Below are 19,317 nucleotides of genomic sequence, written 5' to 3' on the forward strand. Positions count from 1 at the left end.
TCCTAGCTGTCGAGGAGCGCTTGCAGGGCCTCGAAGCTCTGCACGAGGGCCATGATCACGCCGAAGAGCGTTATGGACAGGTTCAGGACCAGGCCGGTCGCCTGCGTCGCCACCAGGGGGATGCCCACGCCGGTCGCGATGAGCCCCAACCAGACCGGGAGTCGGACGAATAGAGTCGACACCAGTTCCGCGATCAGGTCCCGCACCAGTTCGCGGGTGACGGTGATCAGTGTCCCGGCGCCTTCGGTGGCCGCGCTCATTGCCGCGCACAGACTTGCCAGACCGTCGGTGCCTTCGACGTTGTAGTCCATCTTCGTCCGGTAGGCGTTCGCGGCCTCGCCGCTCCAGTCCGCGACGTCGTCATCGATATAGGCGTCGAGCTCGTCCTTGATGGCGAGCACTTCGGCCGCCATATTGGCCCACGTCTGGGCATGCGCGGTGAGGATGTCGGCGTCGCCGGCGATGTCGTCGAGGAATTCGCGCAGCGGTCCGACCGCCTCCATCAGCCAGGCGACTCCGGTCGAGGTGATCGTGCCGAGCGGGTCGAGAAAAGTGGCGACGCCTTCGAGGCCGGTCATGAGGCCGGCGAGGGAGGCGTCGACCCAGTTGCCTTCCTGGATGCCGGTCACCACGCCGGCGATCTCCTCGCCGATCCCCGAACCGGTGTACCAGCGATGGGAGTCCTGGACATCGGCCACCAGGTAGTTGTCACTCATCTACAGCTCCCCAGCGATATTGTCGAGATCGGATGCGGCGGAGGCGTCGGCGTCCTCATAGGATTCGGCGGTCGCGTTCAGGGCCGTCACGTGGCCTTCCAGATTGCGTTTGCCCTGATCGATGCGGGCATCGACCATGGCGTGCTTCTCCTCGAGGATCGGGGCGATCCACTCGCACAGCGGTCCGAAGGCATCGTCCGCCTGGGTGATCGCGGTCGAGGCCGAGCGGACGGCCTCGAACCTCTCGATCAGGCCTTGGATGTGGCTGGTGTGGGTGCGCAGATCCTCGGGGTCGACGCTGAGGCGGTCGCTCATTGCCGCTGGCCTTCCGCGTCGGAGTCGAGGCGTTGTTTGAGGCTCGCCGCGACCGCCTTGCCTGTCTCGGAGTCAGCCCCGACCGTGGCGGCGATGACCTCGCCGGTCTGTTCCACGATGCGCCGCTTGGCTTCGGCGATCGTCTCCATTATGGTGCGCGAGACGACGTCGGGTGTGACACGTCGAGTGCGGTCGGATAGTTCGATGCCGGTCAGGTTCCCCGTCGAGTCGACCTTGACGGTGATCAGGCCGTTCGAGTCGGACACGGTCACCGACAGGGCTTTCATCTGCTCGGCCATCGCCTGCGTCTGGGACGCCATCTGCTCGAATCTGGCCTTGCGCTCCTCGAGTCGCGCGCGGGCGGCCTCCGGGTTGAGCACGCGAGCCAGGTTCGGACGCGGAGAAGGCGGTGGCGGTGGGATGTCATGGGGAGTCAAAGGTCGTTCCTTCCAAAGGAAGCGAGGGGAGGTTCACGACATGTTATGAGGCGCCTGCACATTCGAGGGAATGCGTCCCGAATTGTGGGATCTGCGTGGATTCCGAACCCTGCTGGTCAAGCCCATCTCGGGCGCCCGCACGGTGGGTAGGACAGGGAAGCGGGCACCGGGATTGGGCCGGTGCCCGCTGGCGATCGTTGGTTTGGGTTGTGGGCCTGGGTTATTCGCAGGTCCAGGTGACTGCCTTCAGGATGTGCATGCCGTCGGCGTCTTCTCCGGCGTAGACCTGGCCGGCGAGCAGAGTCCCGTCCTCGTTGATCTCGGTGGCGGTGTCGCCGAAGTAGTTGTCGGCCGGGTCGGTGAGGCCGGGGAGTTCGACCAGTTCGTCCGCGGTTTGGTAAGCGGCGCTTGGGGAAGCCTCGCCCGCCGCCGTGCCCTCGGGGTTGATGCCCGGGGCGAAGACCAGGTCGAGGATTTCGGCGGTGCCCTCGGTCAGGTTCCAGCGCATGCCGGTTTCCAGCTCGTCGTTGAAGAGGTAGCCGGAGACCCAGTCGCCGCTGATGTCCATCGGGTAGGAGCCCGCCGCGTTCTCGTCCACGCCGTCGGGGAGCGGGAGGGCCTCGCCGGTGCCGTCGGGGTGCCAGACGTACGGGCGGGAGTTGTCCTCGCCGTAGCCGTAGTAGCCGACGATGGTGCCGTCCTCGTCGATGTCGGTCGCCTGGCCCCAGGTGGCGTCCTCCGGGAGCTCCAGGGCGACCGGCTCGGTTTCGCCTGCGGGCCAGAGCACCGGGGTCGCCGACTCCGCCTCGCCGTCGGTGCCGATGATGTCGCCGGCCTCGTTGATGCCGTCGGCAGAGCCGTACTCCGCGGTGGTGGTCAGCGGGGTCAGTTCGGTGCCGTCCCAGATGTACGGCTTCGAGCCGCCGTCCTCGAAGGTGCTGCCCACGGCAATGCCCGCGGTGGTGACGTCCTGAAGGGACTGATCCTCGCCCGGCATGGCCACCTCGGTGGCCTCGCCGCCGGAGTACAGCCACGTGTCGCGCTGGTAGGTGTCCAGGTCGTAGGTGCGGTAGGCGATGACGGAGCCGTCCTCGCTCATGCCGGTGACGATGCTGAAGTACCGGTCCTCGGGCATCGGCAGCTCGGCCAGTACGCAGGTCGCCTGGGCCGCTTCGGATTCGTCGTTGTTCGCCTCGGCGTGCGCGCCCTGGACCGATAGGACCGCCACGGCCGCCGACGCGATGAGCGCGGTGCCTCCGAGGAGTGCCGTCCGCAGTTTGGCCTGCGATTTCGATCGCGAGTTAGCCCCCGGCTCCAGCTGTGGCTCCACAGTGTTCGACATCAGGTCGTCTTCCCTTCGTGTCGGGTGCGCCGGGGCCTGACGGCCCCGTCAATCCAAGGACGCCGGTAGGTTGCCGCCGGGTTGCCCGGAACATGCGACTTTGTCGATGCGATGGTGGTTCCGCCCGGAATCGCCACGGACCCAACGTCCTCGTACTCCCCAGTAGGCCACAGGGGACACCCTGTGCCCGTGTCATGAAACCACTGCGTAACACGGTAATCATGAGGGTTTATCCGGTATCAAAAACGCCCAACCCGGATTGACTGAAACATGTGTTGGACGCTACAGTTCTTCACAATTACCCTTCCGTGTGAACGCATCCTCACCCCTCAAGGTGAACCCCAAGTGGTAGGGAGCCATATGCAGGCCTTGATCTCCGACCCCCGCAGCGTTCGATCGCGCACCGTCGACGGCCTAGGTGCCTTGGGTATACCGGCCCCGCCCGAGCAGTTCCCGCTCCCCTTCCCCTCCGGCCAGATGCCCCGCCTCCGGCCCCGCGTCCACCTCGAAGCACGCGCCGCGATCCTGAACGTAGTGCAGGCCAGGGTCTTCGACATGCCCGAGGAACTCGCGATGCGCTGGCTCCTGGACGCCCACGTGCTCGACCACCTCGCCCCCGACGAGTGGGGCTTCATCGCCTGCGGCCGCGGCGAACGCCCCCGCTACGCCGACCAGCTCGAAAGCCTCTACACCGTCGCCTGGCTCATCGGCCTGGTCGACCACCTCGACCCCGCCGTCGCCTGCGCCGAGGAACTCCCCGAACTCCTGCCCGACCTGCGCCGCCCCGAGACCTTCAGCGACTGGCGCGACCGCCAGCTCACCCCCACCCGCGACGCGGGCGTCGTCGCCGAAATGCTCGACCTCTACTACTGCCTCGACTTCGTCTGCGACCAGGCCCGCCGCGCCGGTCAGGCCCCGCCCAGCGGCGTGGACGACTGCCTGGTGTGGCACCGGCGCTGGGCCCTCGAATGGGCCGTCGTCTTCAATGAGGAGCGGCCCGTGCATTGGGACGAGGTACGGCTTTGATCTCCGCCGCTCCCTGAGATGGAAGCGGATCCCCGGCTTGCGGTGCGCTGTCGCGCACCGTCTACGGGTGGGTTCCTGTTTCAATGCCTACTGCCCGGTCTCCCGGGTCTGACGCAGGCTCCGCAGGCGTTTTATGTGTCCGGGGATCCCTCGGCCACAAGACGCTTGCCTTCGCTCCTGATATTGATCTCCGCGTTCACATCACGGTCATGGACCGCCCCGCACGGACACTCCCACTCCCGGACCTTCAACCCTTCCAGCCCTTTCGGGCCGGTGAGTGCTCCGCACGCTGAACACAACTGCGTGGACGGAAAGTACCGGTCGACCTTGGCGAAGCTCCTCCCCGCCCGCTTCGCCTTCGCCTCAAGCCGGCTCAGGAACATGCCCGCCCCGACATCCTGCCACGACTTCGCGGCCCGGCCCCGGGACAGACCAGCGATATTCAGGTCTTCGACGTAGATGCCTTGGTTCTCGGCAACGATCGTCGCAACCTGTTGGTCGATCCAGTCCGCCCGCTTGTGCTTGATCTTTTCGTGGACCCTTGCGACCTTCAGCCGCGCCTTGGCGCGGTTCGCTGAGCCCTTTGTCTTGCGCGAGAGCGTCCGCTGGGCTTTCTTCAGTTTCCGTTCGAGCCGGGCGAAGAACTTCGGGTTCTCGATCCGCTTGCCCCCGCGCAGCACCGCGAAATCCGTCAAACCGAGGTCGATCCCGGACTCCACCTCCGGATCCGCCAACGGCTCCAACCGCTCGGCGTCGCCATCAAGCTCGATCACGAAACTCGCGTAGTACTTGCCAGTCGGGGTCTTGATCACCGTCACTGAGGACGGCTCGGCCGGAAGCTCCCGCGACCACGCGACCTTCACCTCACCGACCTTAGCCACATACAACCGGCCACCTGGCCGGAGCGCGAACCCGCGTCGGGTGTACCGCGCCGACTGTGTCCCAGCACGACGTTTGAAGCGTGGCGGGCCGATTCGCGGCCCGGCCCGTTTCCCCGACAGCGAATTGAAGAAGTTCATATATGCCGCATGGCAGTCGCGCAGCACCTGCTGCAACGGCACCGTCGACACCTCGGCCAGCCACGACCGCTCCGTCGTCCGTTTCGCCGCCGTGATCAAAGCCTTGTCCAAGTCCGCTGTCCTCGGATACGGCAGGCCCTCGGCATGCGCGTGCGTCCTTGCGGCGACCGCGTCGTTCCAGACCGTGCGCACACAACCGAAAACCCGCGCCAGCTCCCGCCGCTGCGGGGCCGTCGGGTAGATCCGGTAGCGGTACCTCAACTGCACATCACGACTCTAAACAAGGGGTACGACACTATTGCCCGGTTCACGGTTAGAACAGTCCCGCTCCGTGGAACCTTGCACAGACAATCGCCCGCGATCCCTCCCCAGCACGAAGGCCAGAGCACGCTCGCGGAGTACGGTGAGGCAGCCGCACGAAACGCACTGACTATATTCATGGGATGAATTCGACTGCGCTCTCCCACCAACAGATCCGCAAGGCCCCGAAGGTCGTGCTCCATGAGCACCTCGACGGCGGCCTGCGCCCCCAGACGCTCATCGACATCGCCGACGAGATCGGGTACGACAAGCTGCCCGAGACCGATGCGGGGAAGCTGGCCGACTGGTTCTTCAAGGCCGCCGACTCCCACACCCTCGAGCTCTATCTGAAGACGTTCGAGCACACCATCGCCGTTTCCCAGATGTCCCACACCTGCGCCCGCATCGCCTCCGAGGCCGCTCAAGACCTTGCCGCCGACGGCGTCGTCTACGCCGAGATCCGCTACGCCCCTGAGCAGCAGCTCAGGGACGGCATGATGCTCGAAGAGGTCGTGGAGGCCACTCAGGCCGGATTCGAGGAGGGCATCCGCAAGGCCAAGGAGGCCGGGCACGAGATCCGGATCGGCACCATCCTGTGCGCCATGCGCCACGCGAATCGTTCTGCGGAGATCGCCAAGCTCGCGGTGGCCTACCGCGACAAGGGCGTCGTCGGCTTCGATATCGCCGGCGGCGAGATCGGCAACCCGCCCGAGAAGCACCTCGAGGCGTTCAACTTCCTGCGGAAGGAGTCGATGCCGTTCACCATCCACGCCGGGGAGGCCTGCGGGCCCGATTCCATCCACCGCGCGGTCGGCATCTGCGGTGCGAACCGGATCGGCCACGGCGTCCGGCTCATCGAGAACATCGACCTGTCCGGTGACAACGTAAAGCTGTCGAACCTGGCCCACTACATCCGCGACCAGGGCATCACCCTGGAGCTGGCCCCGTCCTCGAACCTTCAGACCGGGGCCGGCGCCGAAACCATTGGGGAGCACCCGATCAGCGTGTTCTACGCCCTGGACTTCAACGTCACCGTCAACAACGACAACCGCCTGATGAGCCGCACCGACACCTCCCGCGAGTTCCAGCTGCTGTCCGAGACCTTCGGCTGGGGCTGGGCTGAGATCAAGCGCTGCACCGAGAACGCCATGGAGTCCGCGTTCATCCACCAGCCCGAGCGCAGTCGCATCCTCGAACAAGCGATCCGTCCCTTCTACGCGGCGCTCGAAGGGAACACTCAGTAGTCTGAGTAAGCTCGGCTTCATGCACGTTTACACCGCCCCTGTGATCGTCCCCATCGCGGGCGACCCGATCCGAGAGGGCGCGGTCGGGGTCGACGGCGGGCAGATCGCCTACGTCGGCCCCGCCGCCGACGCCCCTGACGCCGAAGCGACCACCGCGTTCGAAGGCGTACTCACGCCCGGACTGATCAACGCCCACACCCACCTCTGCTACACCGCCTTCGACGACATGTACGGCAACGAGAAGGAATTCTTCGAGTGGATCCAGGAGTTCCCGCGCCGCAATCCCGGCACCGCTGACGACGCGTGGCGCGCCTCGGTCCAGGCCGGCATCGACCAGTCCCTGGCCGCCGGCGTCACCGCCGTCGCCGACATCGTCACCCCCGAGGCCGCCTTCGACGCGCTGCTGACCTCCGACCTGGCCGGCGTCGCCTACTGGGAGGCCTGCTTCATCGACGACGCCGCCTGGGAAGACCGCCGCAAGGCCTGGCGCGAGGTCGTCACAGAGAAGCGCGCGATCAACAACTCCGACATGGCGATCGGCATCAGCCCCCACACCCTCTACACGCTCGGCACCGGCGTCGCCAAGGGCCTCGCCGAGCTCGCGCGCACCCTCGACATCCGCCTCCACCCGCACCTGGCCGAGACCACCCACGAGGACATGTTCGTGCGCCGCGGCGCCGGACCGTTCGCCTTCATGAACCGCCGCGGCGGCCTCCAGCTCGACCTCGCCGACGGCGGCGCCGGGCACTCCCCGGCCGAGCAGATGGACAAGGTCGGCTGGCTCGGCGCGGATTCGCATGTCGCGCACGGCGTCCACCTCGACGCGGACGACCGCGAACGGCTGCGCAAGAAGCAAACCGCCGTCGCCCTGTGCGCCCGCTCCAACGTCCGCCTCGAAGCCGGGGACGCACCCGTCGCCGCACTGCGGGCAGAGGGGAACCTCGTCGCCGTCGGCACCGACTCGCGCGCCTCCTCGCCCGACCTCGACGTCGCCGCCGAACTGCCCGCGCTGCGCCGCATCGCGCTGGCCCAGGGCGACGACGGCGAAGGAATCAATGAGTGGCTCGTCCGCGCCGCCACCGAGGGCGGGGCGAAGGCTTTGGGTCGCAGTGACATCGGCGCCATCAAGGTCGGCGCCCGCGCCGACCTGGCTCTGTTCGACGTCGCGACGGAAGGCGACCCGTATGCGGCGCTGGTGAAGTCGGCGGCCGGAAAATGCAAGGCCACGGTCGTCAAGGGCAAGCTCATCGTGCACTGAGCGAGCACTTTGCGAGCGAGCCCGACCCCGGTCGGGGAAACCCTCCCGGCACTCCTGACCCTCAAGCCTCTTCGTAACGCTTCGGTCTCAGTGCTTGCCACACGCCACTTCATCCGCAATGCTGAAAGCGGAACGGCGATGCCCGACGCAGCGCCGACCGCGACTTGATCCCGAATGGGGAAGGGCGACTTCGCACTTCCCTGTTTATCCCCTGGAGATAGCGGGGCATGCGTCCGACGGGCGCATGCCCCGCTGCCATTTCCGGCGTCCGAATTGGCGTGTCGAATCGGACCTTCAACCGCTTTCCACCACTATTCATCGCAGCTCCCGCCGAACTGTGACAGCGCGCACCTCGTAGTTATCGCTTGGGTTACGTGCGATAACGGTTCGGTTTCATAGATCGACATCACAACGCCTCATGCGTCAATGTGGTGTGTAGCGCAGACCGCATTCACAACACATCACAGTGTTGCGATGTACAGCGGCTGCCGAGACCCTACCGATGGAGGCGCAGGTGATCGCGACGATGCCCGACTATCCCGCGCGCTTCCTCGCGTCCCCGGCTCTTTCCCCTGCACCTCAGGCCATTCGGCCTGACTCTCCGACCTCCCCACAGGGTGGCGCGCGGCCAAAGCACATGCTCCCTCACGGCCGCGCGTGACGCGCGAATGCGCGTCTGCCCGCTAACCCCTTGATCCGCCGGGGCCCACAACCCCTGGGCTCCGGCGGATTTCCTTTCCGGGATATGCGAGGCTGAGCACGTGATCGAGGCGAACGAATCGAATACCCCGCGTAAGGAACCCGGCCGCATCGCCGCGATGTTCGACCGGGTCGCACCGGCATACGACCGCACCAACACCGTGATGGTCGCCGGTCAGGACAAGCGCTGGCGCAAAGCCACCCGCGAGGCCTTGAGCCTCCAGCCGGGCGAGCGCTGCCTCGATCTGGGCGCGGGCACGGGCATCTCCACCGCGGAGCTCGCCAAGTCCGGGGCCGACGTCATCGGCGCCGACATCTCGCTGGGAATGCTCCGCGAGCACGGTGACCGGCAGGTGCCGCTCGTCGCGGCCGACGCGCTGACGCTGCCCTTCGCTGACAACACCTTCAACGCCGTCACCGGCTTCTTCTTCATCCGCAACGTGGTCGACCTCGACGCGTGCCTCGCCGAGATCCTGCGGGTCCTGGCCCCGGGGGGCCGCATGGTGCTGTGCGAGGTCTCGCGGCCGGTGTGGAAGCCCTACCGGGCCGCCCACGGCGTGTTCGTCAAGCACGTGCTGCCGAAGGTGGCCGGGCGCGTCTCGTCGGACAAGGACGCCTACAAGTACCTCGCCGAGTCGACCTTGGAGTGGCCCGACCAGGCCGCCTTCGCCGATCGGATCGTGGCCGCCGGCTACCGCAAGGTCGCCTGGCGCAACCTCGCCGGCGGCGCGGTCGCCATGCACCGCGGCTTCAAATAGTCGTGACACCCCTGAATCCGCGGTGAACGGCGACCGCTCGGGGACCGCTGCCGCGGCCCCTGCTCGGTGAGAACGCTCTACTCGACGCGCTCGACCAGGCCGGTCTCGATCGAGTAGTACGCCCCGACGATCTCCAGCCCGTTCGCGATCGGGTCGGCGAACTCGGGCTGCTTCTTCAGGTCCTCGACGACGAGCAGGACGTTCGCGCGGATCATGGCCTCGACGTCCGTCTCTTCCTCGCCGGTGTCCTCGATGGCTTCGTAGGCCGGTTCGATGGCTTCGACGATCTCGTCGAAGGGGTCGTCGTCCTCGGCGTCCGCGTGGAGGGCCTCGTAGGCGTGCGTGACCGCCCCGCAGTGCTGGTGGCCCAGGACCACCACGAGGGGCGTGCCGATCGCGAGCGGTCCGTAGACGACCGATTCGGCGACCAGCTCGTCGAAGGTGCTGCCGGCGGTGCGGACGATCATGAGCTCGCCATTGCCGGTGTCGAACACCAGCTCCGGCGCGACCCGCGAGTCCACGCAGCCGAAGACGATCGCCCACGGCGACTGGGTGTCGAGCAGCGCCTCGCGGCTCTCCGGAGTGGTGTTCGGGTGGGTCGCCTCGCCAGCCGCCCAGCGGGCATTGCCCTCCACGAGCCGGTCCCAGGCCTCGGTGGCCGTCGTCGGGGGCGTCGTGGTCGCGGCGGCGTCGGTGGATGCGGCAGTCGGGTCCGCCGAACCGCCTTGGCCGCCTTGGTCATCGGCTGAGCACGCGGTCAGCGCTGCGCCGAGGCCGACAGCGCCGATACCAGAGATGAGTCCACGACGGGATGATTTGAGAGAATTATTCACCATGACCGGACACTAGACATGGCAATCTGTTTACTTGAAATTTGTACTAACTGATGTGACCGGACTCGCGCGCTAGGCGTAAAGGTCCGGCCCCGGCCCGAGGTGGGCCGGGGCCGGACCCGTTGCCTCTGGTCGCCTACTACGACAACCAGCGGTACGCTGCGGCTTGCCGCAGCCGCAATGAGGTGGCAGAGTCGGATATACTGGAGTCGGGAAACGTTACGGCCGATTGGAGTTGATCCGTATGGCTAAAACTAGCGTTGATATCAATACTGAGCAGATGGAGCGGGCCCAGACGATCCTGGGGACCGCCACGATCAAGGACACGATCGACGCCGCGTTGCGACGGGTCATTGCCGAAGAAGCCAGAGAGCGGTTCATCGACCTCGCCTCGACCGGCTGCTTCGCCGAACTCGCCGACCCCGAGGTGCGGCGGAAGATTCGGTCGTGACGCAGTACTTGGGCGACACCAGTGCACTGTCGCGATGGGGTCTGGAGCCGGTCAAAGCCCGGCTCGACCCGCTGCTTCGGCGCGGACTCATCTCGATTTGCGACGCTACCGAATACGAAATGCTGTTCACGGCCCGCGATCACGCGGAGCGGGAACAGCTCAAGTCGGTCATGATCCCGGCCTTTCCGTGGGTGCCGATGGGCGACAACGTATTCGCCGATGTGCTGGATCTGCAGCAGCGGCTCACCCAGCACGGCAAACACCGGTGCGCATCGATGGTCGATGCGATGCTGGCTGTCGTGGCGGCAAGGGAAGGCCTGACGATTCTGCACTACGACCGTGACTTCGCGACCATCGCCGAGGTCACCGGTCAACCGGTCGAATGGGTCGTGGAGCCGGGAACCGTCTGAACTCGGCAATGCCGCGCGCTAGGCGTAACGGTCCGGCCCCGGCCCGGGGTGGGCCGGGGCCGACCCCCGTATTCTGATTGGAATTGCGCGCTAGTTCAGCTGGAACGATCGCTTCGCCAGGCCGAGCCAGAAGCCGTCGATGACCGTCTCGGCCACCTGCTCGGTTTCGGACGCCGCCCCGTAGGTCACGAACAGCGGCAGGTAGTGGTCGACCGTCGGGTGCGCGTACGGCATCCCCGGGGCCAGCGAGCGGTAGCGCGCCAGGGTGTCGACGTCCCCGCGCTCCAGCGCCTCGGCGGCCCAGTGGTCGAAATCGGACGACCAGCCCGGCACCCGTTCCGGGTGGCGGAAGTCGATGTACGGCAGCCCGTGCGTCATGAAGCCCGAACCGATCAGCAGATAGCCCTCCTCGCGGAGCGGGCGCAGGCGACGGCCGAGTTCGAGCAGCCGGTCCGGGTCCTGGGTCGGCATGGACATCTGGACGACCGGGATGTCGGCGCCCGGATACATGACCTTGAGCGGCACCCACGCGCCGTGGTCGAGCCCGCGGCTCGCATGCTGGTGCACCGGTTCGTGATCGGGCATCGCGGCACCGAGGCGGCGGGCCAGGGCCGAGGCGTCCGGGGTCTCGTACGTCATCCGGTAGTATCGCTCGGGGAAGCCCCCGAAGTCGTAGACCAGGGGAGTGGCGGCCTCGGGGCTGGAGATCATGAGCGGCGCCGACTCCCAGTGCGCGGAGACGACGACGATGCCCTTGGGCTGGGGCAGCGACTGGGCCCAGGCGAAGAGCTGCGCCATCCACTCGGCCTCGTCGAACAGCGGCGGCGCGCCGTGGCTGAGGTAGAGCGAGGGCAGCGGCCCGTCCGCGTCGGTCCACTCGCGGCGTTCGGCGGCGGCGGGCGCGGTGGTCTCCAGGAACGCGTCGAACGCGGCGCCGGGTCGGCCAGGCATGGTCACTCCCATTAGTTGAATGTTCAATTAATGGTACTCGTTTTGCTTGATCCGTCAAGTATTGAAGTTAAGCTTGGGGAATGAGTGATGAAGCACGCTGGCTGAACGACGCCGAGCTGGAAACCTGGCTGGCCGTGATCGGCATGGTGACGCGACTTCCCAACGAGCTCGACCAGCAGTTGCGGCGCGACGCCCACATGAGCCACTTCGAATACGGGGTGCTCGCCGCCCTGGAACACGCCGAGGACGCCACCAGACGCATGAGCGACCTCGCCTACGTGTGCCACGGCTCCCTCTCGCGCCTCTCCCACGTGGTGCGCCGCCTCGAAGAGCAGAACCTCATCGAGCGCTTCGCCTGCCCCGACGACGGCCGCTCGACCCTCGCCAGGCTCACCGACGACGGCCGCCGGCGCCTCGCCAAGGCCGCGCCGGGGCACGTCGAGTTGGTGCGCAGCTTGATATTCGACGAACTGAGCGAGGAAGAGGCGAAGGAGTACGGCCGCCTCACCAGGCGAATCCTGGACCGAATCACGAAATGAGCGCGGTGGCCCCGCCCGGCTAGAGTGGCAGCGCCCGGGCACCCCCGTCCCTTCCCCGAGGAGGCACCCCCATGCCCTTCCCGCGATCATCTGCGAACGGCGCGAAGCTCATCGGCGCCGCGACCGCCGCACTCGCACTGGCCGCCTGCACCACCTCCGGTTCGAGCATCAACGAGGACTACACGGACAACGAGGCGCTGGCCGAGATGGAGGCGTTCGTCGCCGATTCGATCGAGCCGCTGGAGGACTTCCCGGGGTTCGAGCGCCGGATCGTCAAGGTGATCGAGTGCCTGTACGGGATGAACGAGGAGCACACCGAGGAGGGCTACGACGTCGTCTCCCTCGAATACGAGTTCCCCGAGGCGAACTGGGAGGACCCGCTGGTCCGCGAGACCTACCCGGAGCAGCTGGCGCGATTGTGGGGGGACCAGGGGCATGAGGTCGAGGTAGATCACGACGACGGCGCGATCGGCCGCGTCACGGCGAAGCGGGACGACGGCTTCACCATGAACTACAACGTCCAGGGCGTGGTGTGGATGAACGTCCATCTCACCGGCGACGACTGCGTGGCCATCGCCGACGGCGAGCTCGAGATCCCCGAACCCCAGGGCGGCGTCACGGGGGAGGACAACGACATCCTGTCCGGCTACGGCCCCCGAGTCGACTGACCCGGTCCGGCGGGACAATGGCCGGTTGGAGATCATCCTCAATCGCGCCGGTCCCCTCGCGGGTCCTGCGAACACGAAAACGCCCGACCGGAATGGAACCGGTCGGGCGATCTCTCTGCTCGGCGCCACCCCTAGCGCAGGGCAGAATCCGCGAATGCGGTGGATTAAGCGGCGGCCGCGGCGCGGCCGGCCTTCAGGGCCGCGGCGGTCTCGACCACGCGCTCGGCCTGCGCGGTGGCGGCGGTGAGCACGCCTTCATCGACCGGGGTGCCCCAGCCGAAGTGCGAGACGCCGTACGGCGAGGCGTTCGCGAAGGCGACCTCGCCGGCGTAGCCGGGGGCAACGATGATGCCGCCGAAGTGGTGGAACGAGTTGTACAGAGCCAGCAGCGTCGACTCGTTGCCGCCGTGCTTGCCGGAGGCGGCCGCGAAGCCCGAGTAGACCTTGTCGGCCAGTTTGCCCTGGAACCACAGGCCACCGAGGGTGTCGATGTACTGCTTGAGCTGCGAGGAGACGTTGCCGAAGCGGGTGGGGCTGCCCATGATCACGGCGTCGGCCCAGTCGACGTCATCCGGAGTGGCCTCGGCGATGTCGGCGGTGGCCTGAATGTTCGCGGCCCACTGCTCGTTCGCGTCGATCGCCTCCTGCGGGGCGAGCTCGGCGACCCGGCGCAGCCGGACCTCGGCTCCGGACTTCTCCGCACCTTCGGCGATCTGGCGGGCGAGCTGGGTGACGTTGCCGGTCTGCGAGTAGTAGACGACCGTGACCTTGACGGGCTCGTTGACGGACATGGGATTTCTCCTTTGCGAGGCCGGCGGGCGCGGGGCCGGACCGGAACAGTTTCAAATATTGGGGCGACTGTGCCGCGAGTGGTTCGAGAGTTCGTTCAATATCGAACTACCCGAGAAACCATAACCCGGTTCCAGGCAAAGTTCAATTTTGAACCAATGTGTCGCTGGCCACGCGACCTGCGGCGAAGCACCGTGTTACGAGAGTGTTTCACAGTGGTGGAAGTCTTCAGGTAGCCCAACTGTCGGCTTTATCACTGCGTGCGGGAGTGATCCGCGCGCGCTCCTGGGGCTGGAGTCGTTCCCTGTTTCAAGCACAGCCGTACGGGACGTGACCTCGCAAAATAGCGACTTAGGCAGGCCTAAGTGACGGCCCGTGAATAACGGAGTTCTAGACTGCAGACAAACGCTTGTGAAGAGCTTCACAAGCGGGTAGATCGTTAATAAGATCACCGCCCCACACGCCTGAGAGGACGCTTGTGACCACTCACGCAACCCCGGATGCCGACGTCATCGTCGTCGGAGCGGGACCTGGTGGTTCAGCCGCGGCCTACCACCTGGCCGCCCGGGGCGTCGACGTACTGCTGTTGGAGAAGACCCACTTCCCGCGCGAGAAGGTCTGCGGGGACGGGCTGACCCCCCGCTCGGTCGCGCAGCTGCTCAAGATGGGCGTCGACACCTCTGAATCCGCCGGCTGGATCCACAACAAGGGCCTGCGGGTCGTCGCCGACGACGCCGCGCTCGAAATCGACTGGCCCGTCCTGGAGTCCTTCCCCTCCTACGGCCTCGCCAGGACCCGCATGGACTTCGACGAGATCCTGGCCGCCCGCGCCGTCGCCGCCGGGGCCTCGCTCCAGACCGGCGTCCGCGTCGTCGCCCCCGTGTTCGACCTGGCCGGGCGCGTCACCGGCGTCAGCGCCGAACAGGGCGGCGAGACCGTCGTCTTCAAGGCGCCCTTGGTGATCGCCGCAGACGGCGTCTCCGGGCGCCTGGCCTTGTCCCTCGGCATCAAGCGGGACGAGAAGCGCCCCATGGGCGTCGCGGTCCGCCAGTACTACAAGAGCCCCCTCAAGCACGACGACGACTACCTCGAATCCCATCTGGCGCTGCGCACCGCCGAGGCACCCGACGTCCTCCAGCCCGGCTACGGGTGGATCTTCGGGCTCGGCGACGGCCGCGTCAACGTCGGGCTCGGCGTCCTCAACTCCTCGACCGGGTACCAGAAGACGAACTACCGCTCGCTGCTGCGGAACTGGCTCGAGAACACCCCCGAGGAATGGGGCCTCGTGGAGGAGTCGAACGCCGACGGGCCCGTGCGCGGCGCCGCCCTTCCCATGGGCTTCAACCGGGTCCCGCACTACAGCCGCGGCCTGATGCTCGTGGGCGACGCGGGCGGCATGGTCAACCCGTTCAACGGCGAGGGCATCGCCTACGCCATCGAATCGGGCGAGATCGCCGCCGACATCGTCGCCGCGGCGCTTCGCGAACCCACCGTCCCGCGTCGGGAAGCGGCCCTGCGTCGTTATCCAGAGCGGATGGACGCATTGCTGGGTTCCTACTACCGGATGGGCGGCATCTTCGTCGACCTCATCGGTCGTCCGCAGATCATGAAGCTGTGCACCGAGCACGGACTCAAGCACCCCGCCCTCATGCGCCTGGTGTTGAAACTGCTGGCGAACCTCACCGACCGGCCCGGACGCGACACCGCGGACCGGATCGTCAACGGGATGCGGGTCGTCACGCCCCGATTGGGCCGGGCCAATACTCGGCTCGGAAGCTCCGCCACCCGGGGCAAGCCCCGGTCCGCAAGCTTCGCCACTCGAGCCAATGTTCGGCTCGCAAGCGTCGCCGAAGAAAGGTCCTGAGCGGATGGAAGTCTACGTACCGGTCATCATCATGTTCGCCATTGGAGCCGGCTTCGGCGTCGTCTCGGTGGTCGCCGCGCGAATCACCGGCCCCAGACGTGTGAACCGGGCCAAGAACGACCCCTACGAGTGCGGGATCGAGCCGGCCCCGACCACCTCGGGAGCGACCAAGTTCCCGGTGAAGTTCTACCTCACGGCGATGCTGTTCATCGTCTTCGACATCGAGATCATCTTCCTGGTGCCCTGGGCGGTCCACCACGACGTGCTCGGCGTCTTCGGCTTCTGGGCCGTAGTCATGTTCATCGGAGCGCTGTTCGTCGCCTACGCCTACGAATGGCGCCGCGGCGGTCTGGACTGGGATTAAGACAATGGGTATCGAAGAGAAACTCCCGCAAGGCATCATCCTCACCTCCGTCGAGGCCCTGGTCAACTGGACCAGGCGGGCCTCCATGTGGCCGGCCACGTTCGGACTCGCCTGCTGCGCCATCGAGATGATGGCGACCGGCGCGGCCCGCTACGACACCGGCCGCTTCGGCATGGAGGTCTTCAGAGCCTCACCGCGCCAAGCGGACCTGATGATCGTCGCCGGGCGGGTGAGCCAGAAGATGGCCCCGGTCCTGCGCCAGATCTACGACCAGATGGCCGAGCCCAAGTGGGTCCTGTCGATGGGCGTGTGCGCCACCTCCGGCGGCATGTTCAACAACTACGCGATCGTGCAGGGCGTCGACCACGTCGTCCCCGTCGACATGTACCTCCCCGGCTGCCCCCCGCGCCCTGAGATGCTCCTCGACGCGATCCTCAAACTCCACGAGAAGGTCCAGCACGAGCCGCTCGGCGAGAAGCGCCGCGAGGCCCTCGCCGACCTGCCCGAGCCCGCCATCAAACCCGGCGCCATGCCCTCCTCGTACCGCTTCGACAAGCAGCGCAAGAAGGAATGGGCCGAGGCAGTGAAGGACGGGACCGAGGAGCAACTGCGGATCCGCAAGGCGGTGGCAAAGCGATGAGCGACGGCGAAATCCAACCGGTCGGCCAGGAGGCCCAGGGACTCTTCGGCGTCTCCGGCTCGGGCGACACCTCCGGCTTCGGCGGCCTGGTCAACCAGAGCCCGAGCGCCGCCCCGCTGGTCTCCACGCCCGCGCCGCTCGGGGAGTACTTCGACGAAGTGGTCGACTCGCTCCAGCAGCTGCTCGGAGACGACATCGCGAGGGCGGTGATCGTGGACCGGGGCGAGCTGACCATCCACGTCGCGCCCGACCGCGTCGCCGACGTCTGCCAATCCATGCGCGACGACGAGAACCTCCGCTTCGAGCTGTGCAGCTCGGTGTCCGGAGTCGACTACCCGGAGCAGGCGAACCGGCTGCACGTGGTCTACCACCTGACGTCCATGACCTACCGGCGCCGGGTCCGGCTCGAAACCGCCGTGAGCCTCGACCACCCGGTCGTGGCCAGCGTGACCGCCGTGTACCCGACCGCCGACTGGCAGGAGCGCGAGGCCTACGACATGTTCGGTGTCGTCTTCGAGGGCCACCCGCACCTGACCCGGATTCTCATGCCCGACGACTGGGAGGGCTACCCGCAGCGCAAGGACTATCCCTTGGGCGGCATCGCGGTCGAATACAAGGGCGCGCATATCCCGCCGCCGGACGAACGGAGGGCTTACAAGTGACCGCCACCGACAACGCTCACGACATCTTCGAAGACGAGGATGCCTATGCGGCCGAACGGGACACGACCGAAGGCAAGGTCTACACCGTCACCGGAGGCGACTGGGACGAGATGGTCGCCGCCGTCGACCCGGTCAACGACGAACGCCTCATCGTCAACCTCGGTCCGCAGCACCCGTCCACGCACGGCGTGCTCCGCCTGGTCTGCGAGATGGAGGGCGAGACCGTCCGCTCCGTCCGGCCCGTCATCGGCTACCTCCACACCGGCATCGAGAAGAACCTCGAATACCGGACCTGGACCCAGGGCTGCACCTTCGTCACCCGCGCCGACTACCTCGCGCCGATCTTCAACGAGACCGGCTACTGCCTCGCCGTCGAGAAACTCCTCGACATCGAAGTACCGAAGCGCGCCAACACCATCCGCGTCATCATGATGGAGCTCAACCGCATCAGCTCCCACCTGGTCGCCCTCGCGACGACCGGCATGGAGCTCGGCGCGCTCTCGATGATGATCTACGGCTTCCGCGACCGCGAGAAGATCCTCGACATCTTCGAAGCCGTCTGCGGCCTGCGCATGAACATGGCCTACGTCCGCCCCGGCGGCGTCTCCCAGGACATCCCCGCCGAAGCCGTCGGCATGATCCGCGACTTCGTCGACTACATGCCGCAGGGCCTCGACGACTACGAAGGCCTCCTCACCGGCAACGCCATCTGGCAGGAACGCACCCAAGGCGTCGGCTACCTCGACGTCTCCGGCTGCCTCGCCATGGGCGTCACCGGACCCGTCCTGCGCTCAGCCGGCCTCGGCTGGGACCTGCGCAAGACCATGCCCTACTGCGGCTACGAGGAATACGACTTCGACGTGCCCACCCACAACGGCGCCGACGCCTGGGCCCGCTACGTCATCCGCCTCGCCGAGATCCGCGAAAGCCTCAAGATCATCAGCCAGGGACTCGACAAGCTCGAACCCGGACCGGTCATGGTCGCCGACAAGAAGATCGCCTGGCCCGCCCAGCTCGCCACCGGCGCCGACGGCATGGGCAACAGCCTCAACCACATCCGCCACATCATGAGCCAGTCGATGGAAGCGCTGATCCACCACTTCAAGCTCGTCACCGAGGGCTTCCGAGTCCCCGCCGGGCAGGTATACACCGCGATCGAGTCCCCCCGCGGGGAACTGGGCATCCACGCCGTCTCCGACGGCGGCACCCGCCCGTTCCGCGTCCACATGCGGGAACCCTCCTTCGTCAACTTGCAGGCACTCCCCGCCCTCGCCGAGGGCGGCCTCCTCGCCGACGTCATCGCCGGCGGGGCCTCGCTCGACCCCGTCATGGGAGGTTGCGACCGATGAGCTACCCGGACCACATCCGCGACCAGGCCGAACAGGTCATGCGCCGCTACCCGCAGGGCCGCGAGCGCTCAGCGCTCCTACCGCTGCTCCACCTCGTGCAATCCCACGACGGGTACATCTCCGAAGACGGCATCGCCTTCTGCGCCGAAGCCCTGGGACTCACCAAGGCCCAAGTCCAGGCCGTGTCCACCTTCTACACCATGTACAAGCGGGAACCGGCCGGCGACTGGCTCGTCAGCGTCTGCACCAACACCCTCTGCCAGGCCAAAGGCGGACAGAAGGTCTTCGACGCACTCGCCGACGACCTCGACATCGGACACGACGAGTCCACCCCCGACGGCAAGTTCACCCTCGAACACGCCGAATGCCTCGCCGCCTGCGACTACGCCCCCGTCGTCACCGTCAACTACGAGTTCTTCGACAATATGGACGAAGCCCAGGCCCTCGAACTGGTCCACCAGCTCAAAGAGGGCAAGCGGCCCATCCCGTCCCGAGGAGCGCCGCTGTGCACCCTCCGCGAGATGTCCGTCCAGCTCGCCGGATTCGAAGACGAACGCGAAGTCGGCCTGGAAGGCAATGCCCAAGGCGACGCCACCCTCGCCGGAGCCCGGCTGGCCGCCGAGGCCGGCATCACCGCGCCGGCCTTCGACCCCACCGCGCCGCTGGTAGCAAAAGAGGAAGCG

20 protein-coding genes and 2 pseudogenes are annotated in these 19,317 nt (G+C 66.9%); 14 read left to right on the top strand and 8 right to left on the bottom strand.

Annotated elements, in window-relative coordinates; all coding sequences use genetic code 11:
- Nucleotides 1-2: 2 nt before the first annotated feature.
- The 4 genes from FAB82_RS14245 to FAB82_RS14260 form a co-directional block, all read right to left on the bottom strand.
- On the bottom strand, nt 3-716 hold the full coding sequence (locus FAB82_RS14245) for a WXG100 family type VII secretion target (protein WP_136535204.1): 714 nt from the start codon (nt 714-716) through the stop codon (nt 3-5).
- Nucleotides 717-1,031 (bottom strand): type VII secretion target, encoded by a 315-nt coding sequence (locus tag FAB82_RS14250; RefSeq protein ID WP_136535205.1) that lies wholly within the window; start codon nt 1,029-1,031, stop codon nt 717-719.
- The gene (locus FAB82_RS14255) at nt 1,028-1,411 is read right to left on the bottom strand and encodes a YbaB/EbfC family nucleoid-associated protein (protein ID WP_136535206.1); all 384 of its coding nucleotides are present in this window, start codon (nt 1,409-1,411) and stop codon (nt 1,028-1,030) included. Before FAB82_RS14255 ends, FAB82_RS14250 begins: the two co-directional genes overlap by 4 nt.
- Before the next feature lie 277 nt (nt 1,412-1,688).
- On the bottom strand, nt 1,689-2,810 hold the full coding sequence (locus tag FAB82_RS14260; protein WP_136535207.1) for a hypothetical protein: 1,122 nt from the start codon (nt 2,808-2,810) through the stop codon (nt 1,689-1,691).
- 360 nt (nt 2,811-3,170) lie between these two features.
- Between FAB82_RS14260 and FAB82_RS14265 the strand changes: the two genes are divergently transcribed.
- The gene (locus tag FAB82_RS14265; protein ID WP_168801598.1) at nt 3,171-3,836 is read left to right on the top strand and encodes a DUF4272 domain-containing protein; all 666 of its coding nucleotides are present in this window, start codon (nt 3,171-3,173) and stop codon (nt 3,834-3,836) included.
- Between the two features lie 131 nt (nt 3,837-3,967).
- On the opposite strand, the gene FAB82_RS14270 is transcribed toward FAB82_RS14265, so the two are convergent.
- The gene (locus tag FAB82_RS14270; protein WP_136535209.1) at nt 3,968-5,122 is read right to left on the bottom strand and encodes an RNA-guided endonuclease InsQ/TnpB family protein; all 1,155 of its coding nucleotides are present in this window, start codon (nt 5,120-5,122) and stop codon (nt 3,968-3,970) included.
- A gap of 176 nt (nt 5,123-5,298) precedes the next feature.
- Here FAB82_RS14270 and FAB82_RS14275 point away from each other — a divergent pair, with 176 nt between their 5' ends.
- The 3 genes from FAB82_RS14275 to FAB82_RS14285 all read left to right on the top strand — a co-directional run bounded on the left by FAB82_RS14275 (nt 5,299) and on the right by FAB82_RS14285 (nt 9,114).
- A complete protein-coding gene (locus FAB82_RS14275; RefSeq protein ID WP_136535210.1) occupies nt 5,299-6,399 on the top strand; it encodes an adenosine deaminase in 1,101 nt (366 codons plus the stop codon).
- 19 nt (nt 6,400-6,418) lie between these two features.
- Nucleotides 6,419-7,657, top strand: a complete 1,239-nt coding sequence (locus FAB82_RS14280) for an amidohydrolase family protein (RefSeq protein ID WP_136535211.1) — start codon at nt 6,419-6,421, stop codon at nt 7,655-7,657.
- A gap of 818 nt (nt 7,658-8,475) precedes the next feature.
- Nucleotides 8,476-9,114, top strand: a complete 639-nt coding sequence (locus tag FAB82_RS14285) for a ubiquinone/menaquinone biosynthesis methyltransferase (RefSeq protein ID WP_136535245.1) — start codon at nt 8,476-8,478, stop codon at nt 9,112-9,114.
- 77 nt (nt 9,115-9,191) lie between these two features.
- On the opposite strand, the gene FAB82_RS14290 is transcribed toward FAB82_RS14285, so the two are convergent.
- Complete coding sequence (locus FAB82_RS14290; protein WP_136535212.1) at nt 9,192-9,950, bottom strand: carbonic anhydrase; 759 nt, start codon at nt 9,948-9,950, stop codon at nt 9,192-9,194.
- A gap of 241 nt (nt 9,951-10,191) precedes the next feature.
- Between FAB82_RS14290 and FAB82_RS14295 the strand changes: the two genes are divergently transcribed.
- Both FAB82_RS14295 and FAB82_RS14300 read left to right on the top strand, forming a co-directional pair.
- Complete coding sequence (locus FAB82_RS14295; RefSeq protein WP_136535213.1) at nt 10,192-10,398, top strand: hypothetical protein; 207 nt, start codon at nt 10,192-10,194, stop codon at nt 10,396-10,398.
- Nucleotides 10,399-10,406: 8 nt separating this feature from the next.
- A complete protein-coding gene (locus tag FAB82_RS14300) occupies nt 10,407-10,808 on the top strand; it encodes a PIN domain nuclease (protein WP_168801599.1) in 402 nt (133 codons plus the stop codon).
- A gap of 90 nt (nt 10,809-10,898) precedes the next feature.
- On the opposite strand, the gene FAB82_RS14305 is transcribed toward FAB82_RS14300, so the two are convergent.
- Nucleotides 10,899-11,759, bottom strand: a complete 861-nt coding sequence (locus tag FAB82_RS14305; RefSeq protein ID WP_136535215.1) for a dioxygenase family protein — start codon at nt 11,757-11,759, stop codon at nt 10,899-10,901.
- 80 nt (nt 11,760-11,839) lie between these two features.
- Here FAB82_RS14305 and FAB82_RS14310 point away from each other — a divergent pair, with 80 nt between their 5' ends.
- A complete protein-coding gene (locus FAB82_RS14310; protein WP_136535216.1) occupies nt 11,840-12,298 on the top strand; it encodes a MarR family winged helix-turn-helix transcriptional regulator in 459 nt (152 codons plus the stop codon).
- 71 nt (nt 12,299-12,369) lie between these two features.
- Nucleotides 12,370-12,966: a hypothetical protein gene (locus FAB82_RS14315; RefSeq protein ID WP_136535217.1), complete on the top strand. Its 597-nt coding sequence runs from the start codon at nt 12,370-12,372 to the stop codon at nt 12,964-12,966.
- Nucleotides 12,967-13,130: 164 nt separating this feature from the next.
- On the opposite strand, the gene wrbA is transcribed toward FAB82_RS14315, so the two are convergent.
- Nucleotides 13,131-13,757: an NAD(P)H:quinone oxidoreductase gene (gene wrbA, locus FAB82_RS14320; RefSeq protein ID WP_136535218.1), complete on the bottom strand. Its 627-nt coding sequence runs from the start codon at nt 13,755-13,757 to the stop codon at nt 13,131-13,133.
- Between the two features lie 476 nt (nt 13,758-14,233).
- On the opposite strand from wrbA, the pseudogene FAB82_RS14325 reads away from it, so the two are divergent.
- The 6 genes and pseudogenes from FAB82_RS14325 to nuoE form a co-directional block, all read left to right on the top strand.
- Nucleotides 14,234-15,499: pseudogene (locus tag FAB82_RS14325) on the top strand (geranylgeranyl reductase family protein); the annotation flags it as partial.
- Nucleotides 15,500-15,623: 124 nt separating this feature from the next.
- Nucleotides 15,624-15,983, top strand: coding sequence for an NADH-quinone oxidoreductase subunit A (locus FAB82_RS14330; RefSeq protein WP_136535220.1), 360 nt, complete (start codon nt 15,624-15,626; stop codon nt 15,981-15,983).
- Between the two features lie 4 nt (nt 15,984-15,987).
- Nucleotides 15,988-16,623 carry a NuoB/complex I 20 kDa subunit family protein gene (locus FAB82_RS14335; protein ID WP_136535221.1) on the top strand — a complete coding sequence of 212 codons (636 nt, stop codon included), beginning with the start codon at nt 15,988-15,990 and terminating at the stop codon, nt 16,621-16,623.
- Nucleotides 16,554-17,285 (top strand): NADH-quinone oxidoreductase subunit C, encoded by a 732-nt coding sequence (locus FAB82_RS14340; protein ID WP_425461586.1) that lies wholly within the window; start codon nt 16,554-16,556, stop codon nt 17,283-17,285. The genes FAB82_RS14335 and FAB82_RS14340 overlap by 70 nt, the downstream gene beginning before the upstream one ends.
- A 23-nt stretch (nt 17,286-17,308) precedes the next feature.
- Nucleotides 17,309-18,634, top strand: a complete 1,326-nt coding sequence (locus tag FAB82_RS14345) for an NADH-quinone oxidoreductase subunit D (protein WP_136535246.1) — start codon at nt 17,309-17,311, stop codon at nt 18,632-18,634.
- Nucleotides 18,631-19,317 (top strand): annotated as a pseudogene (gene nuoE / locus FAB82_RS27535) (NADH-quinone oxidoreductase subunit NuoE); the annotation flags it as partial. The gene FAB82_RS14345 and the pseudogene nuoE, both read left to right, overlap by 4 nt.

The organism is Glycomyces buryatensis (assembly GCF_004912275.1).
Classification (GTDB): Bacteria; Actinomycetota; Actinomycetes; order Mycobacteriales; family Micromonosporaceae; genus Glycomyces; species Glycomyces buryatensis.

Bases quoted from the DNA above. Each gene is read 5' to 3' on its own strand.
- FAB82_RS14245 (WP_136535204.1), bottom strand. From the start codon at position 716: ATGAGTGACAACTACCTGGTGGCCGATGTCCAGGACTCCCATCGCTGG.
- FAB82_RS14250 (WP_136535205.1), bottom strand. From the start codon at position 1,031: ATGAGCGACCGCCTCAGCGTCGACCCCGAGGATCTGCGCACCCACACC.
- FAB82_RS14260 (WP_136535207.1), bottom strand. From the start codon at position 2,810: ATGTCGAACACTGTGGAGCCACAGCTGGAGCCGGGGGCTAACTCGCGA.
- FAB82_RS14265 (WP_168801598.1), top strand. From the start codon at position 3,171: ATGCAGGCCTTGATCTCCGACCCCCGCAGCGTTCGATCGCGCACCGTC.
- FAB82_RS14275 (WP_136535210.1), top strand. From the start codon at position 5,299: ATGAATTCGACTGCGCTCTCCCACCAACAGATCCGCAAGGCCCCGAAG.
- FAB82_RS14280 (WP_136535211.1), top strand. From the start codon at position 6,419: ATGCACGTTTACACCGCCCCTGTGATCGTCCCCATCGCGGGCGACCCG.
- FAB82_RS14285 (WP_136535245.1), top strand. From the start codon at position 8,476: ATGTTCGACCGGGTCGCACCGGCATACGACCGCACCAACACCGTGATG.
- FAB82_RS14290 (WP_136535212.1), bottom strand. From the start codon at position 9,950: ATGGTGAATAATTCTCTCAAATCATCCCGTCGTGGACTCATCTCTGGT.
- FAB82_RS14295 (WP_136535213.1), top strand. From the start codon at position 10,192: ATGGCTAAAACTAGCGTTGATATCAATACTGAGCAGATGGAGCGGGCC.
- FAB82_RS14305 (WP_136535215.1), bottom strand. From the start codon at position 11,759: ATGCCTGGCCGACCCGGCGCCGCGTTCGACGCGTTCCTGGAGACCACC.
- FAB82_RS14310 (WP_136535216.1), top strand. From the start codon at position 11,840: ATGAGTGATGAAGCACGCTGGCTGAACGACGCCGAGCTGGAAACCTGG.
- FAB82_RS14315 (WP_136535217.1), top strand. From the start codon at position 12,370: ATGCCCTTCCCGCGATCATCTGCGAACGGCGCGAAGCTCATCGGCGCC.
- wrbA (WP_136535218.1), bottom strand. From the start codon at position 13,757: ATGTCCGTCAACGAGCCCGTCAAGGTCACGGTCGTCTACTACTCGCAG.
- FAB82_RS14330 (WP_136535220.1), top strand. From the start codon at position 15,624: ATGGAAGTCTACGTACCGGTCATCATCATGTTCGCCATTGGAGCCGGC.
- FAB82_RS14335 (WP_136535221.1), top strand. From the start codon at position 15,988: ATGGGTATCGAAGAGAAACTCCCGCAAGGCATCATCCTCACCTCCGTC.
- FAB82_RS14340 (WP_425461586.1), top strand. From the start codon at position 16,554: ATGGGCCGAGGCAGTGAAGGACGGGACCGAGGAGCAACTGCGGATCCG.